Below are 19700 nucleotides of genomic sequence, written 5' to 3' on the forward strand. Positions count from 1 at the left end.
AATGATAGTTCAGGTTCCAAGCAAGTGGGATGTTTCGAGATATGGAAATGGAGTTATAGCGGAATGGTACAAAAGAGAAGGAGAGAGCGTGAAGAAAGGAGAACTTCTCTGCCTCATAATGGTCTCTAAAATAAGGATAGAAGTTGAGTCTCCAGTTGATGGAAAGATCAAGAGAATAATTGCTCAGAAGGAAACCGAAGTTAAGCCAGGAGATCCACTAGTGGAGATAGAGTAAGATGGGGGAAAAAAGAGAGCTGCCTGATGGTCCTGTTGGCTTGATAATAAACCCCGTAGCTGGAACTGATCTCAGGAGGCTAACATCAACGGCAGCTTTCATGGACAATAACATGAAAGTGAGGCTGGCTAGAAGCGTCATAGGAGGGATGGCTGGCCTCGGAATTAGGGAATTCGCCATAATGCCAGATTACCTTGGTGTATTCAAGGTACTTATTGAATCTCTTTCCTTGGAAGGCTTGGAACTTCATGTTCTCGATATGGAAGCAGGAGGAGGGCCTGATGACACTAGAAACGCTGTGAAGCAGCTCATCGAGCTCAATTCCCCCCTCATAGTATCCCTCGGCGGCGATGGAACAGTTAGAGTCATAGCGGAGCATTCCGGAGAAACACCAATCCTCCCAATTTCAACAGGAACAAATAACACCATTCCCTACTTCACTGAGGGCACTGTTGCGGGACTTGCGGCAGGATACTATCTTAGAGGGCTCATTGATCCGGAAATATCACTCATGAGGGCAAAGAAGTTGGTTATTGAAATAGATGGAAGAAGCGAGGGGATCGGGCTCGTTGAAGTTTCAATGACTGATTATCCCTTCAGAGGTGCTGCCATGATAGATGTTTCCAGAGTCATCGACAGCGTAATAAGTATAGCTGATCCAACAGGGATTGGTGTATCCTCTGTGGGAGGGATGCTGAGAATAGTTAAAGCCTCATCCAGATATGCTCTGAGAGTTCTCTTCGGAAAGGGAAAAAAAGTCAGAGCAGCGGTATATCCAGGAGTGGTGAAGGATATAGATATAAAGAGCTTCGAGCTGCTTCCAGTTGGAAGTAGGGTGGAGCTCGCAAAAGGACAATATGTTGAGGCAGACGGAGAGAGACTTTTCCATGTTTCTGAAGAAAACAAGGTAACCGTATTTGTATCGGATGAGGGTCCATATATTCTGGACATTCCATCTATAATGAGTGCAGTATCCGCAAGAGGCCTGGCTATTTCTAGCTAACATTTATTTTAACGTATTATTCAATTCTCTTTTTGAGCCGTGGGGAAGCTGATGGAGAAAAGGACACCGATTGTCATAAAGATAAGTGGAAGCTTTATTCAGCCTGATATGCCTGAAATGGTTAAACAATATGCAGAGCTATTGAGAGAGATCTGGGAAAGCGGATATAGACCCATGGTAGTCGTTGGAGGAGGAAGAATAGCGAGACTTTATATAGAGAGTGCCAGAAGTCTTGGGGCAAGCGAATCCATGCTCGATCTCCTTGGAATCGATGTTACCAGGCTCAATGCCCATCTTCTCATAACATCGCTTGCTGATATTGCCCTTCCATATCCTCCAAGAAACATTGATGAGATCCTGAATGCGAAGCAGGATCCTTTGGAGAGAATAATGGTTGCTGGAGGCCTCCAGCCAGGACAATCAACAAATGCTGTCTCAGCAGTCGTAGCAGAACTGGTTGGTGCAAAAAAGATAATCAATGCCACAAAGGTAGATGGCGTCTACGATAGAGATCCCAACATTGATAAAAACGCTAAGCTAATCAGGAAAATAACTACAATGCAAATGAGAGAGATACTAGAAAAGCAGAGCGCTTTAGCAGGAAAATATGAGCTCCTGGATCCGCCCAGCCTCACAATAATTGAGAGAAGCAAGATAATTGTCCACGTAATAAGTGGGTCAGATCCACAAAACGTTCTGAAAGTCCTAAGAGGAGAAGAGCTTGGCTCCGTTATATTACCTGTTTAAAATTAGAGGTCTCAAATGATGCAAGAGGGGAAAAGAAGGCTTAAAATTGGAATCATAACAGGCAAGAAAGCATATCCCCTCATTGAGGAGGTTGTCAAGGCTATTGAGAGAAAAGGAAAAGCAGATTTTATCATTATTCCTCTCGATATAGGAGTAGTATCTCTTGCATCAGCAGACTTGATTGCTAACAAGCTCAAGAACTCTCCATCCTTTCTAAAAACTCTGAAGAGCTGCGATTTGGTTCTAATTCCAGGAACAGTCAAGGGTGATGCTGAAAAAATAACGGAAATAACAGGGGTCACAACATACAAGGGAGGAATCTATCCATCCAGCATCTCATTCATTGTGGAATCCCTGCTCAGAGGAGAGGAGCTATCCACAACTGATCCTGCAGAGACATTCTTGAAAATGAAGGAGGAAAAAATGCTGAGAGGCACACTGGAGCAAATATACAGGAGCTACGAAAGAGCCTTCAGCATAGGAAGCATAGGGATCCCTATTAGACCTCCTCCTATAGTGATAGCTGCAGAGACTCCTGTTTCAATGAGCCCAGACATGCTGGAGGATCACGCAAGGATGCTGGAAGAGAACGGTGCTGAGATCGTGATCGCGGGTCTACCAATCGATGAGAGCTTGGAAGCAAGTATGAGGAGAATACAAGCTGTTGAGAAGGGGCTGAACAGAGCATCATTGGGGGTGGATTCCCTGAATCCCAAAGCCCTCATTGAGGGAGCGAAGATTGGAGCTGAGCTACTTCTATCTCTCAGCGAGGGAAATATGGAACAGCTGCGTGGTGTGAGGGACAGGGCCTTCGTTGTCATTCCCGGAAATCCAATGGAGGGAAGGCTTCCCAGAAAGGGGGAGGAAGCTGCAAACATGCTAGATGTGGCATTGAAAAAAGCGAGGGAGTTTGGCTTCGAAAAGTTGATTGCCGATCCCGTTTTGAGTCCCCCTGGCATAGGCTTATCTGAATCCATAAAAGCATACTATTTCTCTTCACAGTTGCTTCAGGGGATTCCGCTATTTGCTGGACTGTCCAATGTCATAGAGCTTTTCGACGCTGATTCCACAGGCATAGCTGCTTTGCTGGTGCAGTTGCTGGGAGAAATAGGAGTCAGTGTTATGCTCACCTCAGAGGAATCGAGGAAAGCTCAGGGATCGACGCTGGAGGCAAGAGGAGCATCTCTCCTTTCCTCTCTCTCCCTCCATTTGAAGGCTCCACCCCACAATATAGGGATTGACCTTTTGTTCATGAAAGAAAAGGAGACCCAACCTGAGATGGTGTTTCCGGAAGGAGCGATCATCGAGGAAGTTAAGGAAGAGCCTCAGCCTAGGATGGATGAGGGGATCTTCTTCACAATAGGAATAAACAGAAACGATCAAAGCATAATAGCATGTGCTAACTTGAGCGGAAAGAATATATGCTTTAAGGGAAAGTCTGCTAGGGCTCTCTATAAGAAAATTGTTTCACAGTTTGAATCAATTTCCAAGGAGCATGCTGCCTATCTTGGCTACGAGCTTTCCAAGGCTGAGCTTTCACTGGCTTTGGGTAAAACATACATACAGGATTCAGATTTATTAGACCAGTTGAGGAAAAAGAGAGAAAGCATCAGGGGCATTTTCCAACATATTTGGGAAGTGAGAAGTAATGGTTGAACTCAAAGACTTCAAGCTTGTATATGGAGGAACAACGCTATATTTTGGTTCAGATTCAACGGAAAAAATAAGGGAGCACATTGCTGGAAAGAAAAGAGCCCTAATAGTCACTGGGAGAAGGTCTGCAAGGGAAAGTGGAGCTCTGAAGGATGTAGAGAGCGTTCTCGAAGATCTAAAAATCGAGAGGAAAATATTTGACAGAGTAAGCTCCAATCCAACAGTTGAAATTGTCGAGGAAATAGTAGAGGAACTGAAGAGCTTCTCTCCGGACTTCATCGTAGCAATTGGAGGAGGAAGCGTAATAGACTCAGCCAAGCTGGCTTCCGCAGCCTATGCAGAGAGTAGAAATCCAGCTGATTATATCAAGGGAAGAGCAAAGGCGCAGAAGCATCTCTTTCTCGTAGCAGTGAACCTCACACATGGAACTGGAACAGAGATAGATAGATATGCTGTAGCAACAATAAGCCAGACTAAGGAAAAGCTTGGAACAATAGTGGCATATCCTGATGTCTCCGTTGATAATCCTAAGTACCTCTTGACTCTCTCCAGAAACCAGACTATTTTCACATCTCTCGATGCTCTATACCATGCATTGGAATCCAGCATATCTAGCTCTTCCAATGCCCTTGTAATAGATCTCTCCAGAGCTGCTGTTGAGAAAATTTTCTCTTATCTAGGGAAAGCTGTCAGCAATCCTAGGGATATTGAGTCCAGATATATGCTCCTCTATTCAAGCATGTTGGCCGGGATAGCCATAGACTTAGCTGGAACGAGCATAATACATGGACTGGAGCATGGTTTGAGTGGAGTGGAACCAGGACTCGAGCATGGAGCTGGGCTGGCTATTATAGGACCAACCCTAATGAAAGTTCTCTATAGGGTAAGAACAGAGGAAGCCTATGCTGTAATGAGGATAATAGATCCTGAGCTTAGACCGCTGGCAGAAGATGCGGAAAGAGCCGGAGAATCACTTGCAAGGTTCCAGGAATCCGTCGGTTTCAATTTGTCGCTGGCAGACTATGGCTTCGATGAGAAGAAGCTGAGAGAGGCAATAGAAGTCTCGTGGCCTCTTTTCAACAGTAGGCTGATTCCAGGAGTTCTTGAGATGGGTAAGGAGCAGATTTTCTCTCTCCTGAGACCCCTACTGAAGTAATTAGTCTCAATTTTTTATAAAAAATCTTTTATAATATTCCGGCGAATAGAAAATTAGGTGCTTTATTTGCAGGAGGAAAAATTCCTCTATATAAGGAAACCAATTCCAAGGATGGATATTGACAAGGTAACAGGGGAAGCTACATACGTTGCTGATTTGGAGATTCCTGGAGCACTTTGGATGAAGCTCGTTGGAAGTCCATATCCCCATGCCAGAATTCTCGAGATTGATACCAGTGAGGCAGAAAAGGCCCCTGGGGTTGAAGCCATACTAACTGGAAAGGACTTTCCCTTCAGAATAGGTCATCATATAAGGGATAGAGAAGTCTTTGCCCAGGAGAGAGCACTGTATGTGGGGCATCCTGTAGCAGCAGTGATTGCAGAATCACTGGAGGCTGCTGAGAGAGCAGCGGAGCTAATAAAGATCAAATACGAACCCCTTCCCTATGTGCTTGATCCTGTGGAGGCAATGAAGCCAGATGCTCCTATTCTTCACCCAAAGCTTGGAGAATACGAGCATCTTCCATTCCTATATCCTATTCCTGGAACGAACATAGCCCATCGCTTCAAGCTCAGAAAGGGATCTATTGAAGCGGGAGAGAGGGAAGCAGATGTAATTGTTGAGGAGGAGTACAGACTTCCCATGCTTCATCACTCCTATCTTGAGCCCTGGGGTGCTGTTGCGAGGGTGAGGAGCGATGGGACTATCGAAATTTGGTCATCGACCCAGGGTCCATTCGCAGTTAGAACGCAGCTAGCTCACTCTTTGCACATTCCAGAATCAAAGATAATTGTTCATTATCTCTATGTAGGAGGAGGATTTGGGGCTAAGAGCGACTTGTTTCTCGAATATTTTCCTGTGTTAGCTTCAATGAAGCTCAATGGGAGGCCTGTGAAGCTGATACTAAATAGAGAGGAAAGCTTCTACTACGGATATCACAGAGGGGAATACATCCTAAGGATGAGAACTGGTGCAAGAAGAAGCGATGGAAAGATCGTGTTCCATAGAGGAGAGTATATATATGGTACTGGACACGCTGCCGACCTAGGTTCCCTCCTAGGAAACACTGTAGGATGGCTGGCTACAGGGCCATACGATATACCAAATGTTTGGGTTGATTCCTATACAGTCTACACGAACAAGCCCACAACTACAGCATTTAGAAACTACACACATACTGAGCTCTGGTTTGCATTCGAGCAACAGATGGACATATTAGCTGAAAAGCTCGGATTAGATCCTGTTGAATTCAGGCTCAGAAATCTGATAAGGCCAGGCGTTTCAACGCTTCCAAGCGGGCAGCCGGTTACAGAAGATTGGGGTGATCCAGAGGGCGTTCTAAGGAGAGCGGCTGAGCTCATAGAGTGGGGGAAGGAGCCTGAGCAGCCAAAGGAGCCCTGGAAAAAGAGGGCAAAGGCTATCGTAATGGCGCCAAAGGGCCCATCCATGCCACCAAACATAACAGCAGCAGCAGTTGTGAAGCTCAATGAAGATGGAAGCGTTGATCTCCTAACGGGAGTGGCTGAGCTAGGACAGGGCACCATGAACTCTTTGGCGATGATGGTTGCAGAGGAGCTTCAAATACCCCTAGAGAAGGTTAGAGTCTATGGAATTGATAGAGATACATCGAATGCACCATATGACTGGGAGACCTGTGCAAGCAGAGCAACCTTCGCTATAGGACAAGCCGTCCAGAGAGCTGTGGCAGATCTGAAGGAGCAGATAAGACAGATAGCATCTCAAGTTTTCAGGGTAGATCCGAGCTCTATAGAGATAAGGGATGGAAAAGCTATTGTTAAGGGAGAACCCTGGAAAGCCATCAGGCTTGAGGAGCTTGCCATGGGATACACTTTTCCAGATGGCCACGCTATATATGGACAGCTTATAGGAAGGGGCAGCTGGGTTCCAAGGAGAACAACAGGTTTGGATGAAAACGGAAGGGGCCATCCATTGGAATTTGTGACTTACAGCGCTCAAGCAGTAGAGATAGAGGTGGACATCTTGAATGGTAAAATAGATGTCTTGAGGGCGGCCGTTGCAGTTGATACTCCCTACATAAACAAGATCCTTGCCCTTGGACAGGTTTACGGAGGAGCACTTATGGGGATGAACATGGCTCTAAGGGAGGAAATAAAGTTCGACGGGACCGGAAAAATACTCAATCCAGGCTTCACAGATTACAAGCTTCCAAGGGCTGGCGATGTGCCAAAGAACATAAGTATCGATTTCATTGCAACTAGGCTTCTTCATGATGCTCCATACGGAGCAAAGGGTCTGGCTGAAGTCATACTTGGAGGATGGCCAGCAGCAGTGGCCAACGCTCTATATAGAGCAACTGGGGTTCGAGTGAAAATGGCCCCTCTAACACAGGAGAGAGTGATAGAGGAAATCAAGAAACAGAGACCAGAGCTCATCGAACAGGCACTGAGGTCAATTGGAGGTGAATGAAATGAGGGCTGAGGTTCCCATAGTGTTCAGAACAACGCTGCCTGAGCTGGAGGGCTATTTGAAGCCAAAAACTCTCGAGGAAGCATTGGAGATCCTAGACGAGCTCAATGACCAGGCGAAGATATATGCTGGAGGGACAGATCTTCTAATTGACATTAGGTTGAGAGGAGTAAGAAACAAGGTAATTGTTGACATAAAGGATATCAAGGAATTGAAAGGCATACGAGAGGAAGGAGATAGAATTGTAATTGGAGCAACAACAACAATAGCGGAAATCAGATCGAGTCAGCTGATATCTTCCAAGCTCCCCCTTTTAAGAATGACAACGGAGAGATTTGCAGATCAATTCATAAGAGCAAGGGCCACTATTGGAGGAAATATATGCAATGCTTCTCCCGCTGCAGATACATCATTATCTCTCCTCGTCTATGGAGCAGAGGTCGAGCTAGCAAGCAGGCGTGGCAAGAGGATCATTCCATTATCTAGCTTCTTCACCGGAGTAAAGCGCACAGCAATTGCTCCAGGAGAGCTTGTTGTCAGCATAAAAGTCCCTGTTCCCAGAGGGAGGCAGAAAGTCAAGTATCTCAGATATGATAGGAGCGCTGAGGACTTGATGATTGTAGGGATAGCTGGAGCAGTGTTCGAGGAACCAGGATCCTCCAATAAAATAATCAATCTGAGCTATGGAGCTGTAGCTCCCATTCCACTGCTATTCAGCAATCTTCAAGATGCTCTAGAGAGAGGAGGAGAAGAGGAGATCCTTAGAATTGTCAAAGAAAAGGTATCTCCAATTTCAGATGTTAGGGCAAGCAGAGAGTACAGAATGCATCTCATAGAAGCTGGAACGAGGCTGTTGCTGAAAGAACTTTTGAGGGGAGGTGCATGAGCTTTGGAGAAGGAAATCAGAATAAGGCTTAAGGTGAACGGAAGGCAGAAAGAGATCCAAGTTATGCCTAACGAAAGGCTGGTTGACACGCTCAGGGAAAAGCTTGGGCTGAAGTCTGTTAAGATGGGCTGTCTCACCGGAGAATGTGGCACATGCACAATAATTTATGATGGGCAGCTTGTAAAGAGCTGCCTAATTCTATCTGCAGAGGCTGATGGAAAGGAAATAACGACAGTGGAAGGAATTGCGAAAACAGAGGAAATGGAGAAGATAAAGAGGACTTTTGCGGCAAACAATGCTTTTCAGTGCGGCTTCTGCACTCCAGCATTCACCCTGCTGGCATATTGGCTGATGAAGAACAAACCAGAGGCAACGAATGAGGAAATAGAGGAAGCCTCCAACAGCATACTCTGCAGGTGCACGGGCTACATCCAAATAATTCAGGCTATCAGAGAGGCACTATCTCTTCTCAGAAAGTAGCACCAGCATCATTTGTTTTTTGAGAACACACTCTCAATATTATTTTTTAGTTCTATCTATACTTAAATAGAGCTGTGAGCCCATGGATGTAGGAAAGATTGATGCTATTGTTCTGGCAGGTGGACTGGGCAGGAGGTTCAGAGAGAAGGGTGGAGGAGACAAGCTCTTCTTCAATGTTGATGGCAAACCAGCAATAGTAAGAGTTGTGGAAAATCTCGAGAGGAGCTTTTCAAGAGTTATTGTGACTACTAAGCAGAATAGGCTAAAGGAGCTTCAAGCATTGATCGGAACGAAGGAGAGCGTGATGATAGTTGCGGATCAGATGGAAGAATACACTCCTGTAGCAGGAATGATAGCAGGAGCTAGAGAAGCACGAAGTGATCTTGTTTTCATCACCTCAGTAGATTCTCCATTCATTGAAGGTGATCTTCCAGCTGCGCTAATTGAGCTGAGTGGCAACTGCTGTGAAGCTGTTATTCCAATATGGCCCAACGGAAGGATAGAGCCCCTCCTCTCCATATACTCCAGGAGATCCCTTCTGGATGCAGAAAAAGCGATTGGGCTGAAGCCTGTTAGGGCAACCGATCCAGCAAGGCTGAGCACCTCCATTGCCATGATACCAATTGGGATGCTCCTGGAAAGCGGTGTTAGATTGAGGGAGCTTGCTAACATAAACGAGCCTTCGGACTTAGAGAGGCCTCCAACGATCCCTTTGCCCTATGACGAATATGGGCTAACTCGAATTCACTATGGGAACAAGCACCACTATATGGAGGGAATTAGGAGCTTAGAGAATGGAGATCTCGCTTCAGCATCCTTGAGCTTCTCAGAGGAAGCAGTTTTCCTTTTCAAGCACAGACCTAGTGCTCTTTCTCTCCATGCCCTGCTGGATTCGCTCTTTTTTCTGAGGCTTCTCTCCAAAAGCTAATCCATTAGACCTGGAACATAGAATATTCTTTCAATCCTTCTGAATATCTTGGAAAGAGCGAATCCCATGGCCACATATATGATTGCCAGCATCGAGTACATCTCCAAGTACCTGAAGCTTCCAGCAGCCAAGTATCTTGTAACATAGAAGAGCTCTGGAAGCGTTACGAATGATGCTATGCTTGAGTACTTGAACAGAGAAACAAATTCATTGCTCAGAGATGTCATCGAGGATCTCAGTCCTATTGGAAGAACAATGCTGTACACGGCCCTCCACTTGGAGAGACCGAGTGAGACAGCAGCCTCATACTGTGTTTTCGGTACGCTCAGAAGTCCGGCCCTCAAGTACTCAGACTGATAGGCAGCAGAATTAAGTGCGAAGGAAATTATAGATGCCTGAAGCGGAGATAGGTTTATACCAATTGAGGGGGATGCATAGTAGATAAAAAATAGCTGGACAAGCATAGGAGTCCCCCTGAAAAGCTCCACATATCCTCTTACAAGCCATTTTGGGATTGAAAAGGAGGAAAACACTCTAGCAACAGTTACTGCAGAAGCAAGCAGAAATCCAATTCCAAATGAAGCTATAGATACAAGAAGGGAGTATCCAAGGGCCTTGAGAATGAGCTCCCAATTATTAACTAATATATCGAATCCCAGAAGCAGATCTCATCACCATTCAGGCTCTATTCTATGAAGTTCCCACATTCTGCTTAGAAAGGCTCTCGTCCTTTCCTTCTTTGGGGAGAACAAGACTTCCTTTGGAGTTCCGTCTTCAACAATCTCTCCTGAATCTATAAAGGCTATCTTCGTAGCAACTGATGCAGCGAATCCCAGCTCATGAGTTACAACAACCATTGTCATACCCTCACGGGCCAACTCCTTCATAACATCGAGAACCTCTCCTATGAGCTCGGGATCCAGAGCAGAAGTTGGCTCATCGAAGAGTATAACTTCGGGATCCATAGCTACAGCCCTCGCTATGGCAACCCTCTGCTGCTCCCCCCCGCTCAGCTGCGAGGGATACTTGCTCCACAAGTTCCTTGGAATATGAACCCTCTCTAGGGCAGCTTCAGCCCTTGCTTTTGCCTCCTCTGGTCTCATCCCTCTCACTTTAATTAGACCGAATGTCACATTTTTCATCACATTCATGTGAAGGAATAGATTGTAGTGCTGAAAAACCATTCCAATTCTTTTTCTGTATTCAGTTGGATCAACCTTGGGGGAAGTGAGCTCAATTCCATCGAAAAAGACCTTACCCCTATCAGGTCTTATCAGCAAGTTCATCATCCTAAGTAAAGTAGATTTACCTGAGCCTGAAGGACCTATTATTACAAACCTATCCTTCCTATTTATAGCCAGAGAGATGCCCTTCACTACTGGTCTTCCGTCGAAGAACTTCCAAACGCTCTCCACTCTCAGTATTTCATTGCCCACTTCAACCACCTATGTATTCACGGATGCTATATCCATAGGAGAGCTTTCTATAGAGATAATTGGCCAGAGACGAAAGGGAGAAGCATATAGCCAGGTAGACGGCTGAGACAAATAAAAGCGGATATGTGAAGCTGAGTATAACTTGAGCAACATGAACAGATTGTGTGAACATCTCCGTGACTCCTATGGCGTAGGCCACGGATGTGTCTTTCAGCAATATTGTATATTCATTTATTAGAGCAGGTATGGAGAGCCTGAGAACTTGGGGAAAAATTATGTATCTGAAGCTTCCCCACCTGCTTAGACCGATGGCCAGAGAGCTTTCGTATTGAGAAGTGCTTACCGAATGAAGAAGAGATCTGAAAATTTGGGATTGATAGGCCCCAGACAAAAGCCCCATCCCCAGCACAGCAGCAATGAAATTTGGAATTCTAATTCCCAAGGAAGGAAAACCATAGAATATGAGAAATAGCATGACTAGGAGAGGGATCCCCCTCAATACATCAACAATTCCATCCACAATCCTAGCTATAAGCTGAGTGGAAAAAGTTCTAATGAAGAGGAAAAAAGTTCCTATTATGAAGCCAAGAATGAAACCTAAAATTGAGAGGGAAAAAGTAGTGGTAAGGGCATCCAATATTATGTGTATATATGGAAAAAAAGTTTGGAATGATGCCAAGCTATGTAGCACCTCACCCGAAGTACTTCGCTACTAGCTGATCCCATTGTGGTGAACCCAAAAGCTGCTTGAGTGCTGAATTCAGCTGATTAAGCAGCTGCGTGTCGTCCTTGTTAACAGCAAGGGCGAACCTTTGCCCAGTGTCTATTGTGGCTGAAATTACTACTGGATATTGCTTTGTAAACGATTGAGCAACAGGAGTATCGATCATAGCAGCATCCAGCTTTCCATTGACAAGATCTTGAACTATCAAGATGAAGTTCTCATATGATTTCAAGTTTATCACCTTTCCAGTTTCGTTCATATATTGCTTTACTATTAACTCTCCAGTAGTTGATGACTCGGCTCCAACAGTCTTTCCAACCAGATCGTCCAATGACTTAGGCATGAAGCTGCTTCCGTTCCTGACCACAATTGACATGCTTGCATTCCAGTACGGTATAGTGAAGGAAACAACCTTCTCCCTATCTGGCCTTATGGTGAGACCTGCAGCTATGACATCTATCTGCTTATTTTGCAAAGCAAGTATCAAGCTATCAAAAGACATTGGAACTATCTGAACCTTGTATCCAGTCATGTTAGCAAGTATATTCACGAGATCGATGTCAAAGCCTACTATGTTACCCTTATCGTCAATGTATTCGAACGGTGGAAAGTCGGGAGATGTCCCAACTTTTAGGACAGGTAGCGAGCTGGATGCAGTGGTTGTAGTTCCTATAGTAGTACTGGTTGTCTGTGAAGTTTGAGTTTGCGTCGATACTCCTTGATGTGCAGCTCCATAGTAAGCTATCCCTGCTATTATGACAATGGCTACAACAGCTATTACCAATATTATATTCTTCATATCTATCTCCCAAATGCTAGTTTGAAACATGACCCAAAGCACAATTAATAAACTCTGCGTGCTACCCATGACAAATTTTTATTTTATCATTCTATGCGAAACATCTTCAGGAAAACCTGGCTATGGAGTGAGCAGCGATATTGCCGAGAGAATAGCTGTTGCTGATAGAGAGAGGGCGAGGAACTTCAGAGATCCAGCTATCCCCCCTTCTCCGCTTATTTTTCCCATATATGCCCCCAAGAAGCCTATCATCGTGTTAAGCATGATAACAGAAGATCCCACAGCTTCCGCAATGCTTATCGCGCCCTTCACTGCTATGAAGAAAGGAATCAGAGATATAAACGTGAAGAGAATACTCCCAAACATGCTCCATAGTGCAACATATATCGGGGCAAATCTCACCACCTCACTGTAAAGAGAGTTCCTTATTTCAATAAGCAGCTGCTCCTCAATCTCCCTGAGTTCTCTCAATCTCTCAGCCTTTTCAGTTACATAGACCCCAAAGAAAGAGGAGAAGATCCCCATAGTCATTGAACCTCCTAGAGCAGAGCCCAGATACGAATGGGGATTGGAGATCCCAAATATGTAGTTTCCCAGAACAATACCTATAATAGCTATCATGCTGTCAAAGCTGTTTGTAACAAACATTCTCCTAGCTATTTCATCAACGCCCATGCTGGCAAGCAGTTTTCTTATGTAACTTAGCTCGTTGAACTTTCTCAACAATTTACACTTTTCCTCCGAAAAATAACAATTTTATTTTTTCCCTTCAGCTTAAAATGCTTAATCCTAATTCTCTAAATTATCGGAAGTATTGTTGGAACTTTTAATAGATACCTTAGAAATTTATTTTTTTGCCGGTGTCTGGTTTGGCGAGAGAGTTCGAACTTATTCTGTATCAACATGGAAGGACTAAGCTGGGTTTAGATGAGAACCTAAAAAAAGTAGTGAAGAAGCTGGGGGAAGCAAGAGTTGAAACAAATGCTATAGCAGTTCTTCCGGAAATGTGGTTTGGTCCAATTGCAATAGAGGAAGACCGCCTCGATGCTGCCCTAACACCCCTTCATCTTCTCTCCACAGATTTAGGCATACATATAGTCCCAGGCGCATTTTACATCAAAACTGAGAGAGGGACATTCAGCAGAAGCTATCTGATTTCTCCAGGAGATAGGAGGGAGCTCATATCCGAAAAGATTTTCCCAAGCCACCCTATGAAGGAGAGGGAGAAAATAAAGAGGGGAAGGACGCTCAGAGTATTAGATCTGGGTTTCGCAAGGATTTCCTCGATAATCTGCGTAGATGCTATCTATCCAGAAATACCAAGATATCTATCAATAAATGGAGCAGAAATCATACTCAATCCTGCCAGCATTCCAGCAAACAGAGCTCAGCTGTGGAGAAGCTTAGCTTCGGTGAGAGCAGCGGAAAATACAGTCTTCTGGGCCACTGTTATGCTAACAGAATCCACATATCCAGATGGCAGACCTCTTAAGGGCGGAAGCGTTGTTGCTGGACCAAGGGGAGAAATAATTGCTGATATGGGAGCCCTCGAGCAGGCAATCAAGGTAAAAATTAGCCCTGATTTAATAGAGAAGCAGAGGTCGAGGTGGCCCTACCTCAGAGATATAGAGGAAATTGGATGGAAAAGCAAATATGAAGCTATGCTATTGAATGAAATGATAGACGAAACGGAGCAAAAAGCATAGGATTTTAGCTCAAATCCTCAGTCAAGCTTGCCTTATCAGCTCTCTTCAAAGCATTTTCTCCTTGAACCTATATCTTCACTATTTGAATCGCAACTTTCTCCTCATCTATCTCGAACTCTCTTCCACCTCTGGCATCTCCCAGCTTTAGCTCGACAGCTCTCGTCTCATTCATGATGAACTTTCCATGTTCATTAATTGCTTTTCTCAGAAGCTCAGAAGCCGTCGATATCTCAACTTTTATGAAATCATCATAATTCAGCTTCGCATCCTTTCTCATTAGCTGTATCCTCCTTACTATTTCCTTCGCATATCCAAGCAACAGAGTTTCCTCGTCAGCTTCCTCAAGTACATATACATTTCCAGCATCCTCTCCAATACTGAGCTCGGAGACAAACTTTTCCGGCTTCTTCTCTAGAACTTCAACCTTTGTCACGTTGGCCATGCTCGAGATGAGCTCCGAGAGCTCTTTTGCCTCATTCTCGCTGACTTTCTCAATGAGCAATATGGCCGCTCTTTTAATTGGCATCCTCCTCCTCATCCCCTTGCTGGCTCTATATGCTAATATCGAGTCAACTGCTTTGAAAGCCGCGTCTATCAGCACTCTTGCCCTCACATCTTTGAGTTCCTCCGAAACGTCCTCTACTGTCTCAAGCATTATGCTCTCTTTCTTTTCGCCTCCCAGGCTCTCAGCCAGCGCTTGATAGAGGTATTCGGCATGATATGGAGTAAATACTGCCATCAGGGGAAGAGCGAGTCTGAGAGTAGTATATAGAGTAGCATAGGCTGCGCGCTTCTCCGGAACATCTTCCTCCGTCCACACTCTCCTTCTAATGGCTACAACATATCTGTGGCTCACATCTTCCACGAGAAAATCATAAAGGCTCTTTGAAGCTAAATGAAGATCAAAATCCTCCGCACTTTCCACGACAGTTCTTATTACTTCAGACAGCTTCGTCAATATCCACTTGTCAGTCAGAGTAGCAGCCTTTAAATCTTCGCTGACCTTCTGGGGAGTCCACTTGTCTAGCTGAGCATATGAAACTAGGAATTTGAACACATTGTAAATTATTCTTAGCTTGCTCCCTATCTCAGAAATTTCCCTATCAACATACCTTATATCCTGCCATGGGGAGTTCCTATAGCACATAAATAGCCTCAGCTGGTCTGCTCCATGCTTCCTGATAGAATCCCTCGCCATTACAACATTTCCTTTGCTTTTGCTCATCTTCTGCCCTTGACTATCGAGGATTAAACCATGCATTCCAAGCCTTCTATATGGGGTCCTATTGTGGAGAACAGTGCTCGTTATGAGGAGTGTATAGAACCACCCCCTCACCTGCTCTGGCGGTTCCAATGCAAACGAATATGGATATATCTTTTCGTGCATTTCCTCAAGGCCAAGCTGCCTAAGAGCCGCAGTATGAGCTACCCCACTATCAGCCCATACATCTGCCACAAACGGCTCTCTTCTCATCTCGCCATTGCACTTTGGGCATCTCAAAACAATCTCATCTATTGTAGGCTTGTGAGGATCCTCCAGCTTCCTATGCGATGCCTCCTCCAGCTCTTTTATGGAGCCGAAGACCTCTGTGTGACCACATTTCTCACATCTCCATATTGGCAATGGTGTACCCCAATATCTTTCCCTAGAAATGCACCAGTCTCTACTGGAGGATACCCACGAATCCATTCTACTGAAGCCCCAGCTTGGTTTGAACAGTGTATCGCTGAGCTCTTTCCTCATCCTCTCGACAATTGCTGTAGTTTTGAAAAACCACTGAGCACTTGGATAGTAGATGAGCGGTGTTCCACACCTCCAGCAGTGGGGATACTCATGCTCGACCTCCTCAAGAAGAAGCACCAATCCCTTTTTCTGCAGAACCTCAACAACTTTTCTGTTAGCCTCTTTGAACCATAGGCCCGAGAATATTCCCGAGTCCTCTCCAAACACACCATTATCTCTCAGCGGCGTCCATACTTGAAGGTTGTACTTAGCTCCAGTCTCAAAGTCCTCTGGACCGTGCGATGGAGCAGTGTGCACTATTCCAGTTCCTTCAGTGAGGACAACGTAGTCAGCAGCTACAACAGTGCAGTTGGGAGGAGAACAAGTAGCATTGGCCGGAACCTCTTCTGCAAGCGGGTGCCTGTATCTTTTTCCAACCAGATCTCTTCCCTTGTACCTATTGATAACTCTAGCAGAAGATTCTTTCAGCTTGGATAGAAGCGAAGGTAAAAGCTGCTCGGCAAGGATGTACTTCTCTCCCTTAATTTCAACCATAACATAATCTGCTTCCGGATTGACAGCAAGAGCTCTATTAGCTATTATAGTCCACGGAGTTGTTGTCCATGCTAAAAAGTAGTATTCACCATCCTCAGCTTTTACCTTGAAATATAAACTGGGATCCTTTACAATCTCACTTCCAAGACTGAGCTCGTGGTTGCTCAGCGCTGTTCCACATCTCGGACATCTGGGCACAACTCTGAAGTCTCTGTAGAGAAGCCCTGCCTCCTTAGCTTTCTTGAGGAACATCCAGACAGTCTCCAAATACCTAGGATGCCTCGTCTGATAAGCGTTCTCATAATCCATCCAAATTCCAAGTCTCTCGTTATCTTTAACCCACTCCTCTATGTAGAAGTCCACGCTTCTTTTGCACTCTTCAATAAACCTAGCAACTCCTATCTTTTCCTCAATTTCCCTCTTGCTCTTAACTCCAAATTTCTTCTCAACTTCAATTTCAACCGGCAGTCCCTGTGTATCCCACCCACCTTGGGCCCATACCCTGTGCCCCAATAATATGTGCAATCTAATCATCGCATCTTTGTAAATCCTTCCCCTTGCATGTCCTGCATGCATGAAGCCATTTGTGGTTGGTGGACCCTCGAGAAATGCAAAAATTGGTTTGTCCTTTCTCTGATTCCATGCAGCATCTAGAACTTTTTTCCTGATTCCTTCCCTACTCCAGTATTCTAATACAGCCTTTTCTATTTCCTCATGGTTATAGTTCGAAGGAAGCTTCCAGCTCAACTTGCCCCCCTCCCAAAGAACAACTTTTTAAACCTTTCATCGAGAAATGAGACAAGATTCCTGAATTTATACATTCCATCGAAATTTATCCTGGGTGAATTTCCATTCAGGTCAAGAACGCTGCCACCCTGAGCAATTACCATTCCAGCTCCTGCTGCCGCATCCACAATTCTCAGCCTAGATCTAGCATCAACAAACGCATCTATTCTCCCAATAGATACATATGCTAGCTCAAGTGCAGCACTCCCCAAGCTTCTCAAGGAGAGCTTGTTCCCAATGGATGAGAAAATTCTATAGACTTTAGAAACTTCTTCTATTGCTCCCTCTTCATCCATATATATAGCAAAGTACCTCTCGTTTTCTCTCTTCTCCAATGAGCTGAGAACATCCTCCTTGGTAACCCTTTTATCACCGATGAAGACTCCCTTGGAAATTGAGAAGCTTATTGGTTCATCCCAGAAGACTGGATAGACGGAGCCTGCTATAAAGCTGCTCATATCATTCTTGCTTCTGTCAGCAAACGCTATGCTAACGCTGCACCATCTTATTGATCTAGCATAATTCTTAGAGCCATCAAGCGGATCTATGATGACCACTAGATCATCTTCCCCCATATCCGTGATCCCACTCTCCTCAGCTATCACTCTTCCACTGAACCCCTCTTCCCTTAGCCTGCTCAATATGTGCTCCTCAGAGATTATATCGGCAGCTATAGCTTCTCCTCTTCCTTCAACTCTCTCTTTAGCTCTGCCCTTCTCGCTAAGCTCTCTGAGGAGCTCAGCAGCCTCTCTTGAAATGCTCAGGGAAACTTTCCTCAAGTGCTCATCATCGAGCTTCGAGTTGACCACCCCAGTGCTCCAGGACAGCGGAATATTCTTTAAATTGCTGAGGATATTTATCTTTTCAATGCACAAATCCGAGGTGCTTCCAGCAGGAGGATAGCGTTTTGAAGGAAAAAGTCATCATATACACCCACGGAGACCTAGATGGGATTGCATCGGCAGGGATATATCTACACCTTCTCAAAAAGATTTCTCCGAATGCCGAGATATCAGTTAACTTTGTTGAGCCCAGCAGTCTTGGTTCAGCTCTTACTTCTGCATTACCTTCAAATTCTGAGGAACTGAGAATTGCCATAATGGATCTTGGACTGAATGCTTCAACCATAGAAACGGTTGTAGGTACCCTAAGGAAGCTCAAGGGAAGGGCAAAGATGGAGTGGTTCGATCATCATGTCTGGAATGAGAGCGAAATATCTAGCATTGCAGCAACAGGAGTTTCTCTCTACATAGACAGGGATACATGCGCTGCTGGAAGTGTAGCCAGGCACGCATTTGGAGGACTGGAAGAAGGGGATGGAATGTGGTTGTTGGTGAACGCTGTTTGCGCAGCTGATCTCTGGCTCTGGAGCGATCCCTTATCTCCCCTCTACTACAGAGCATTTGGAAAGAGGGAGAAATCAATGAAGAGAGAGATGCTGGAACTCTTCAGCAGAGGAATAATATGGAGCGATGATCTAAACGAGTCAGTAGTAGAGTACATAGATCTCGAGCTCAAGGGGTATGAGAGAGGGCTTAAGAGGGCAAAGATCTATGACCTTGGAAAAATTAAGGCCTCAGTAGCAGTAAAGCCCAAGGGACCTCCAAACTCAAGCCTTCTAGCATCCCTCCTAATGTCCAGGCTAGAAACAGAAATTGCTGCTGTGGTAAGGGAAGACGGAGCACTTTCGCTCAGATCAAGAGAATATGATGTCAACACCATCGCTAGATGCTTGGGAGGGGGAGGACATCGGATGGCCAGCGGAGCAATGCTTGACATCTCCATATTCATGAAAATTCTCAAAATTCTCGCCCCTCCATTATATAGGACAATGCTGGAGAGGCTTGCCGTGAAAAGAATATCCTCATGCATTCAGCGCTGATCAGAGAATGCCACAGCCCCTCAGCTTTCTTTCCGCTTCAGTGTATACTCTCAAGAATTCTTTTCCCTCTTTGCTTAGCTTATATCCTCCCCTCCCCCTCCTCCTCTCTACAAGCTGTACCATAGCTTTTGCTTCAGCAGTTCTCAGCTTCAGCCATGCTCTTTTATAGTTCATTCCAATTTTTGCTGAAGCTCTTCTCAAGCTTCCACTTTCCTCCACAGCCCTCAGTAGTTCAGCAAGACCTCTTCCCCCAATCACAATTCCGTTGGAAACTATCAGTATTTCTGTCCTTACAGTGAAAATTTCTGTTTCTCGGCTGGAAATTTTCCATCACCTGCACATTTTAAAGCTTCTCAATTAAACTATAAATATGCTGGGCCCGTGGCCTAGCCAGGATTAAGGCACCGGCCTGCGGAGCCGGAGATCCCGGGTTCAAATCCCGGCGGGCCCGCATTTTCAGGATGCATTTAGCTATATTCAACTGTACATAAAAATTTCAGAAGTTCTCTGGAGCTTCTGACTATTTCTAAATAATACGCTAATTTTGTAAATC

19 protein-coding genes and 1 tRNA gene are annotated in these 19700 nt (G+C 45.0%); 12 read left to right on the top strand and 8 right to left on the bottom strand.

What is annotated here, in order from left to right; translation table 11 throughout:
* Window position 1 precedes the first annotated feature (1 nt).
* The 9 genes from QXR92_04925 to QXR92_04965 all read left to right on the top strand — a co-directional run bounded on the left by QXR92_04925 (window position 2) and on the right by QXR92_04965 (window position 9536).
* Complete coding sequence (locus QXR92_04925; protein MEM0319342.1) at window positions 2–235, top strand: lipoyl domain-containing protein; 234 nt, start codon at window positions 2–4, stop codon at window positions 233–235.
* Between the two features lies 1 nt (window position 236).
* Complete coding sequence (locus QXR92_04930; GenBank protein MEM0319343.1) at window positions 237–1238, top strand: NAD(+)/NADH kinase; 1002 nt, start codon at window positions 237–239, stop codon at window positions 1236–1238.
* 51 nt (window positions 1239–1289) lie between these two features.
* A complete protein-coding gene (gene pyrH / locus QXR92_04935) occupies window positions 1290–1985 on the top strand; it encodes a UMP kinase (protein MEM0319344.1) in 696 nt (231 codons plus the stop codon).
* An 18-nt stretch (window positions 1986–2003) separates the two neighbouring features.
* Window positions 2004–3641 carry a dihydropteroate synthase-like protein gene (locus QXR92_04940; GenBank protein MEM0319345.1) on the top strand — a complete coding sequence of 546 codons (1638 nt, stop codon included), beginning with the start codon at window positions 2004–2006 and terminating at the stop codon, window positions 3639–3641.
* Window positions 3634–4794 (top strand): iron-containing alcohol dehydrogenase, encoded by a 1161-nt coding sequence (locus QXR92_04945; protein MEM0319346.1) that lies wholly within the window; start codon window positions 3634–3636, stop codon window positions 4792–4794. Before QXR92_04940 ends, QXR92_04945 begins: the two co-directional genes overlap by 8 nt.
* A gap of 66 nt (window positions 4795–4860) precedes the next feature.
* The gene (locus QXR92_04950; protein ID MEM0319347.1) at window positions 4861–7242 is read left to right on the top strand and encodes a xanthine dehydrogenase family protein molybdopterin-binding subunit; all 2382 of its coding nucleotides are present in this window, start codon (window positions 4861–4863) and stop codon (window positions 7240–7242) included.
* 1 nt (window position 7243) lies between these two features.
* Window positions 7244–8128: an FAD binding domain-containing protein gene (locus QXR92_04955; GenBank protein MEM0319348.1), complete on the top strand. Its 885-nt coding sequence runs from the start codon at window positions 7244–7246 to the stop codon at window positions 8126–8128.
* 3 nt (window positions 8129–8131) lie between these two features.
* A complete protein-coding gene (locus QXR92_04960; GenBank protein MEM0319349.1) occupies window positions 8132–8608 on the top strand; it encodes a (2Fe-2S)-binding protein in 477 nt (158 codons plus the stop codon).
* Window positions 8609–8690: 82 nt separating this feature from the next.
* Window positions 8691–9536, top strand: a complete 846-nt coding sequence (locus QXR92_04965; protein ID MEM0319350.1) for a molybdenum cofactor guanylyltransferase — start codon at window positions 8691–8693, stop codon at window positions 9534–9536.
* Here QXR92_04965 and QXR92_04970 read toward each other — a convergent pair.
* From QXR92_04970 to QXR92_04990, 5 genes are all read right to left on the bottom strand, one after another.
* Window positions 9533–10201 (bottom strand): amino acid ABC transporter permease, encoded by a 669-nt coding sequence (locus tag QXR92_04970; GenBank protein ID MEM0319351.1) that lies wholly within the window; start codon window positions 10199–10201, stop codon window positions 9533–9535. The genes QXR92_04965 and QXR92_04970 overlap by 4 nt on opposite strands.
* Window positions 10202–10207: 6 nt before the next feature.
* Window positions 10208–10972, bottom strand: a complete 765-nt coding sequence (locus tag QXR92_04975) for an amino acid ABC transporter ATP-binding protein (GenBank protein MEM0319352.1) — start codon at window positions 10970–10972, stop codon at window positions 10208–10210.
* Window position 10973: 1 nt separating this feature from the next.
* Window positions 10974–11651, bottom strand: coding sequence for an amino acid ABC transporter permease (locus tag QXR92_04980; GenBank protein ID MEM0319353.1), 678 nt, complete (start codon window positions 11649–11651; stop codon window positions 10974–10976).
* A 13-nt stretch (window positions 11652–11664) separates the two neighbouring features.
* Window positions 11665–12495 (bottom strand): basic amino acid ABC transporter substrate-binding protein, encoded by an 831-nt coding sequence (locus QXR92_04985; GenBank protein MEM0319354.1) that lies wholly within the window; start codon window positions 12493–12495, stop codon window positions 11665–11667.
* A 120-nt stretch (window positions 12496–12615) separates the two neighbouring features.
* A complete protein-coding gene (locus QXR92_04990) occupies window positions 12616–13218 on the bottom strand; it encodes a hypothetical protein (protein ID MEM0319355.1) in 603 nt (200 codons plus the stop codon).
* A gap of 146 nt (window positions 13219–13364) precedes the next feature.
* Here QXR92_04990 and QXR92_04995 point away from each other — a divergent pair, with 146 nt between their 5' ends.
* Window positions 13365–14201: a carbon-nitrogen hydrolase family protein gene (locus tag QXR92_04995; GenBank protein ID MEM0319356.1), complete on the top strand. Its 837-nt coding sequence runs from the start codon at window positions 13365–13367 to the stop codon at window positions 14199–14201.
* Between the two features lie 67 nt (window positions 14202–14268).
* Here the strand turns inward: QXR92_04995 and ileS are convergent, their stop codons facing one another.
* Together ileS and QXR92_05005 are read right to left on the bottom strand one after the other, a co-directional pair.
* The gene (gene ileS / locus QXR92_05000) at window positions 14269–17226 is read right to left on the bottom strand and encodes an isoleucine--tRNA ligase (GenBank protein ID MEM0319357.1); all 2958 of its coding nucleotides are present in this window, start codon (window positions 17224–17226) and stop codon (window positions 14269–14271) included.
* A complete protein-coding gene (locus tag QXR92_05005) occupies window positions 17223–18074 on the bottom strand; it encodes an inositol monophosphatase family protein (protein MEM0319358.1) in 852 nt (283 codons plus the stop codon). Before QXR92_05005 ends, ileS begins: the two co-directional genes overlap by 4 nt.
* Window positions 18075–18172: 98 nt before the next feature.
* On the opposite strand from QXR92_05005, the gene QXR92_05010 reads away from it, so the two are divergent.
* Window positions 18173–19147, top strand: coding sequence for a DHHA1 domain-containing protein (locus tag QXR92_05010; protein ID MEM0319359.1), 975 nt, complete (start codon window positions 18173–18175; stop codon window positions 19145–19147).
* On the opposite strand, the gene QXR92_05015 is transcribed toward QXR92_05010, so the two are convergent.
* A complete protein-coding gene (locus QXR92_05015) occupies window positions 19148–19405 on the bottom strand; it encodes a LysR family transcriptional regulator (protein MEM0319360.1) in 258 nt (85 codons plus the stop codon).
* A 117-nt stretch (window positions 19406–19522) separates the two neighbouring features.
* Between QXR92_05015 and QXR92_05020 the strand changes: the two genes are divergently transcribed.
* Window positions 19523–19598: transfer RNA gene (locus QXR92_05020), tRNA-Arg, on the top strand.
* The last annotated feature ends 102 nt before the right edge of the window (window positions 19599–19700 follow it).

The sequence above is a fragment of the Fervidicoccaceae archaeon genome, from assembly GCA_038734945.1.
Classification (GTDB): Archaea; Thermoproteota; Thermoprotei_A; order Sulfolobales; family Fervidicoccaceae; genus ARK-14.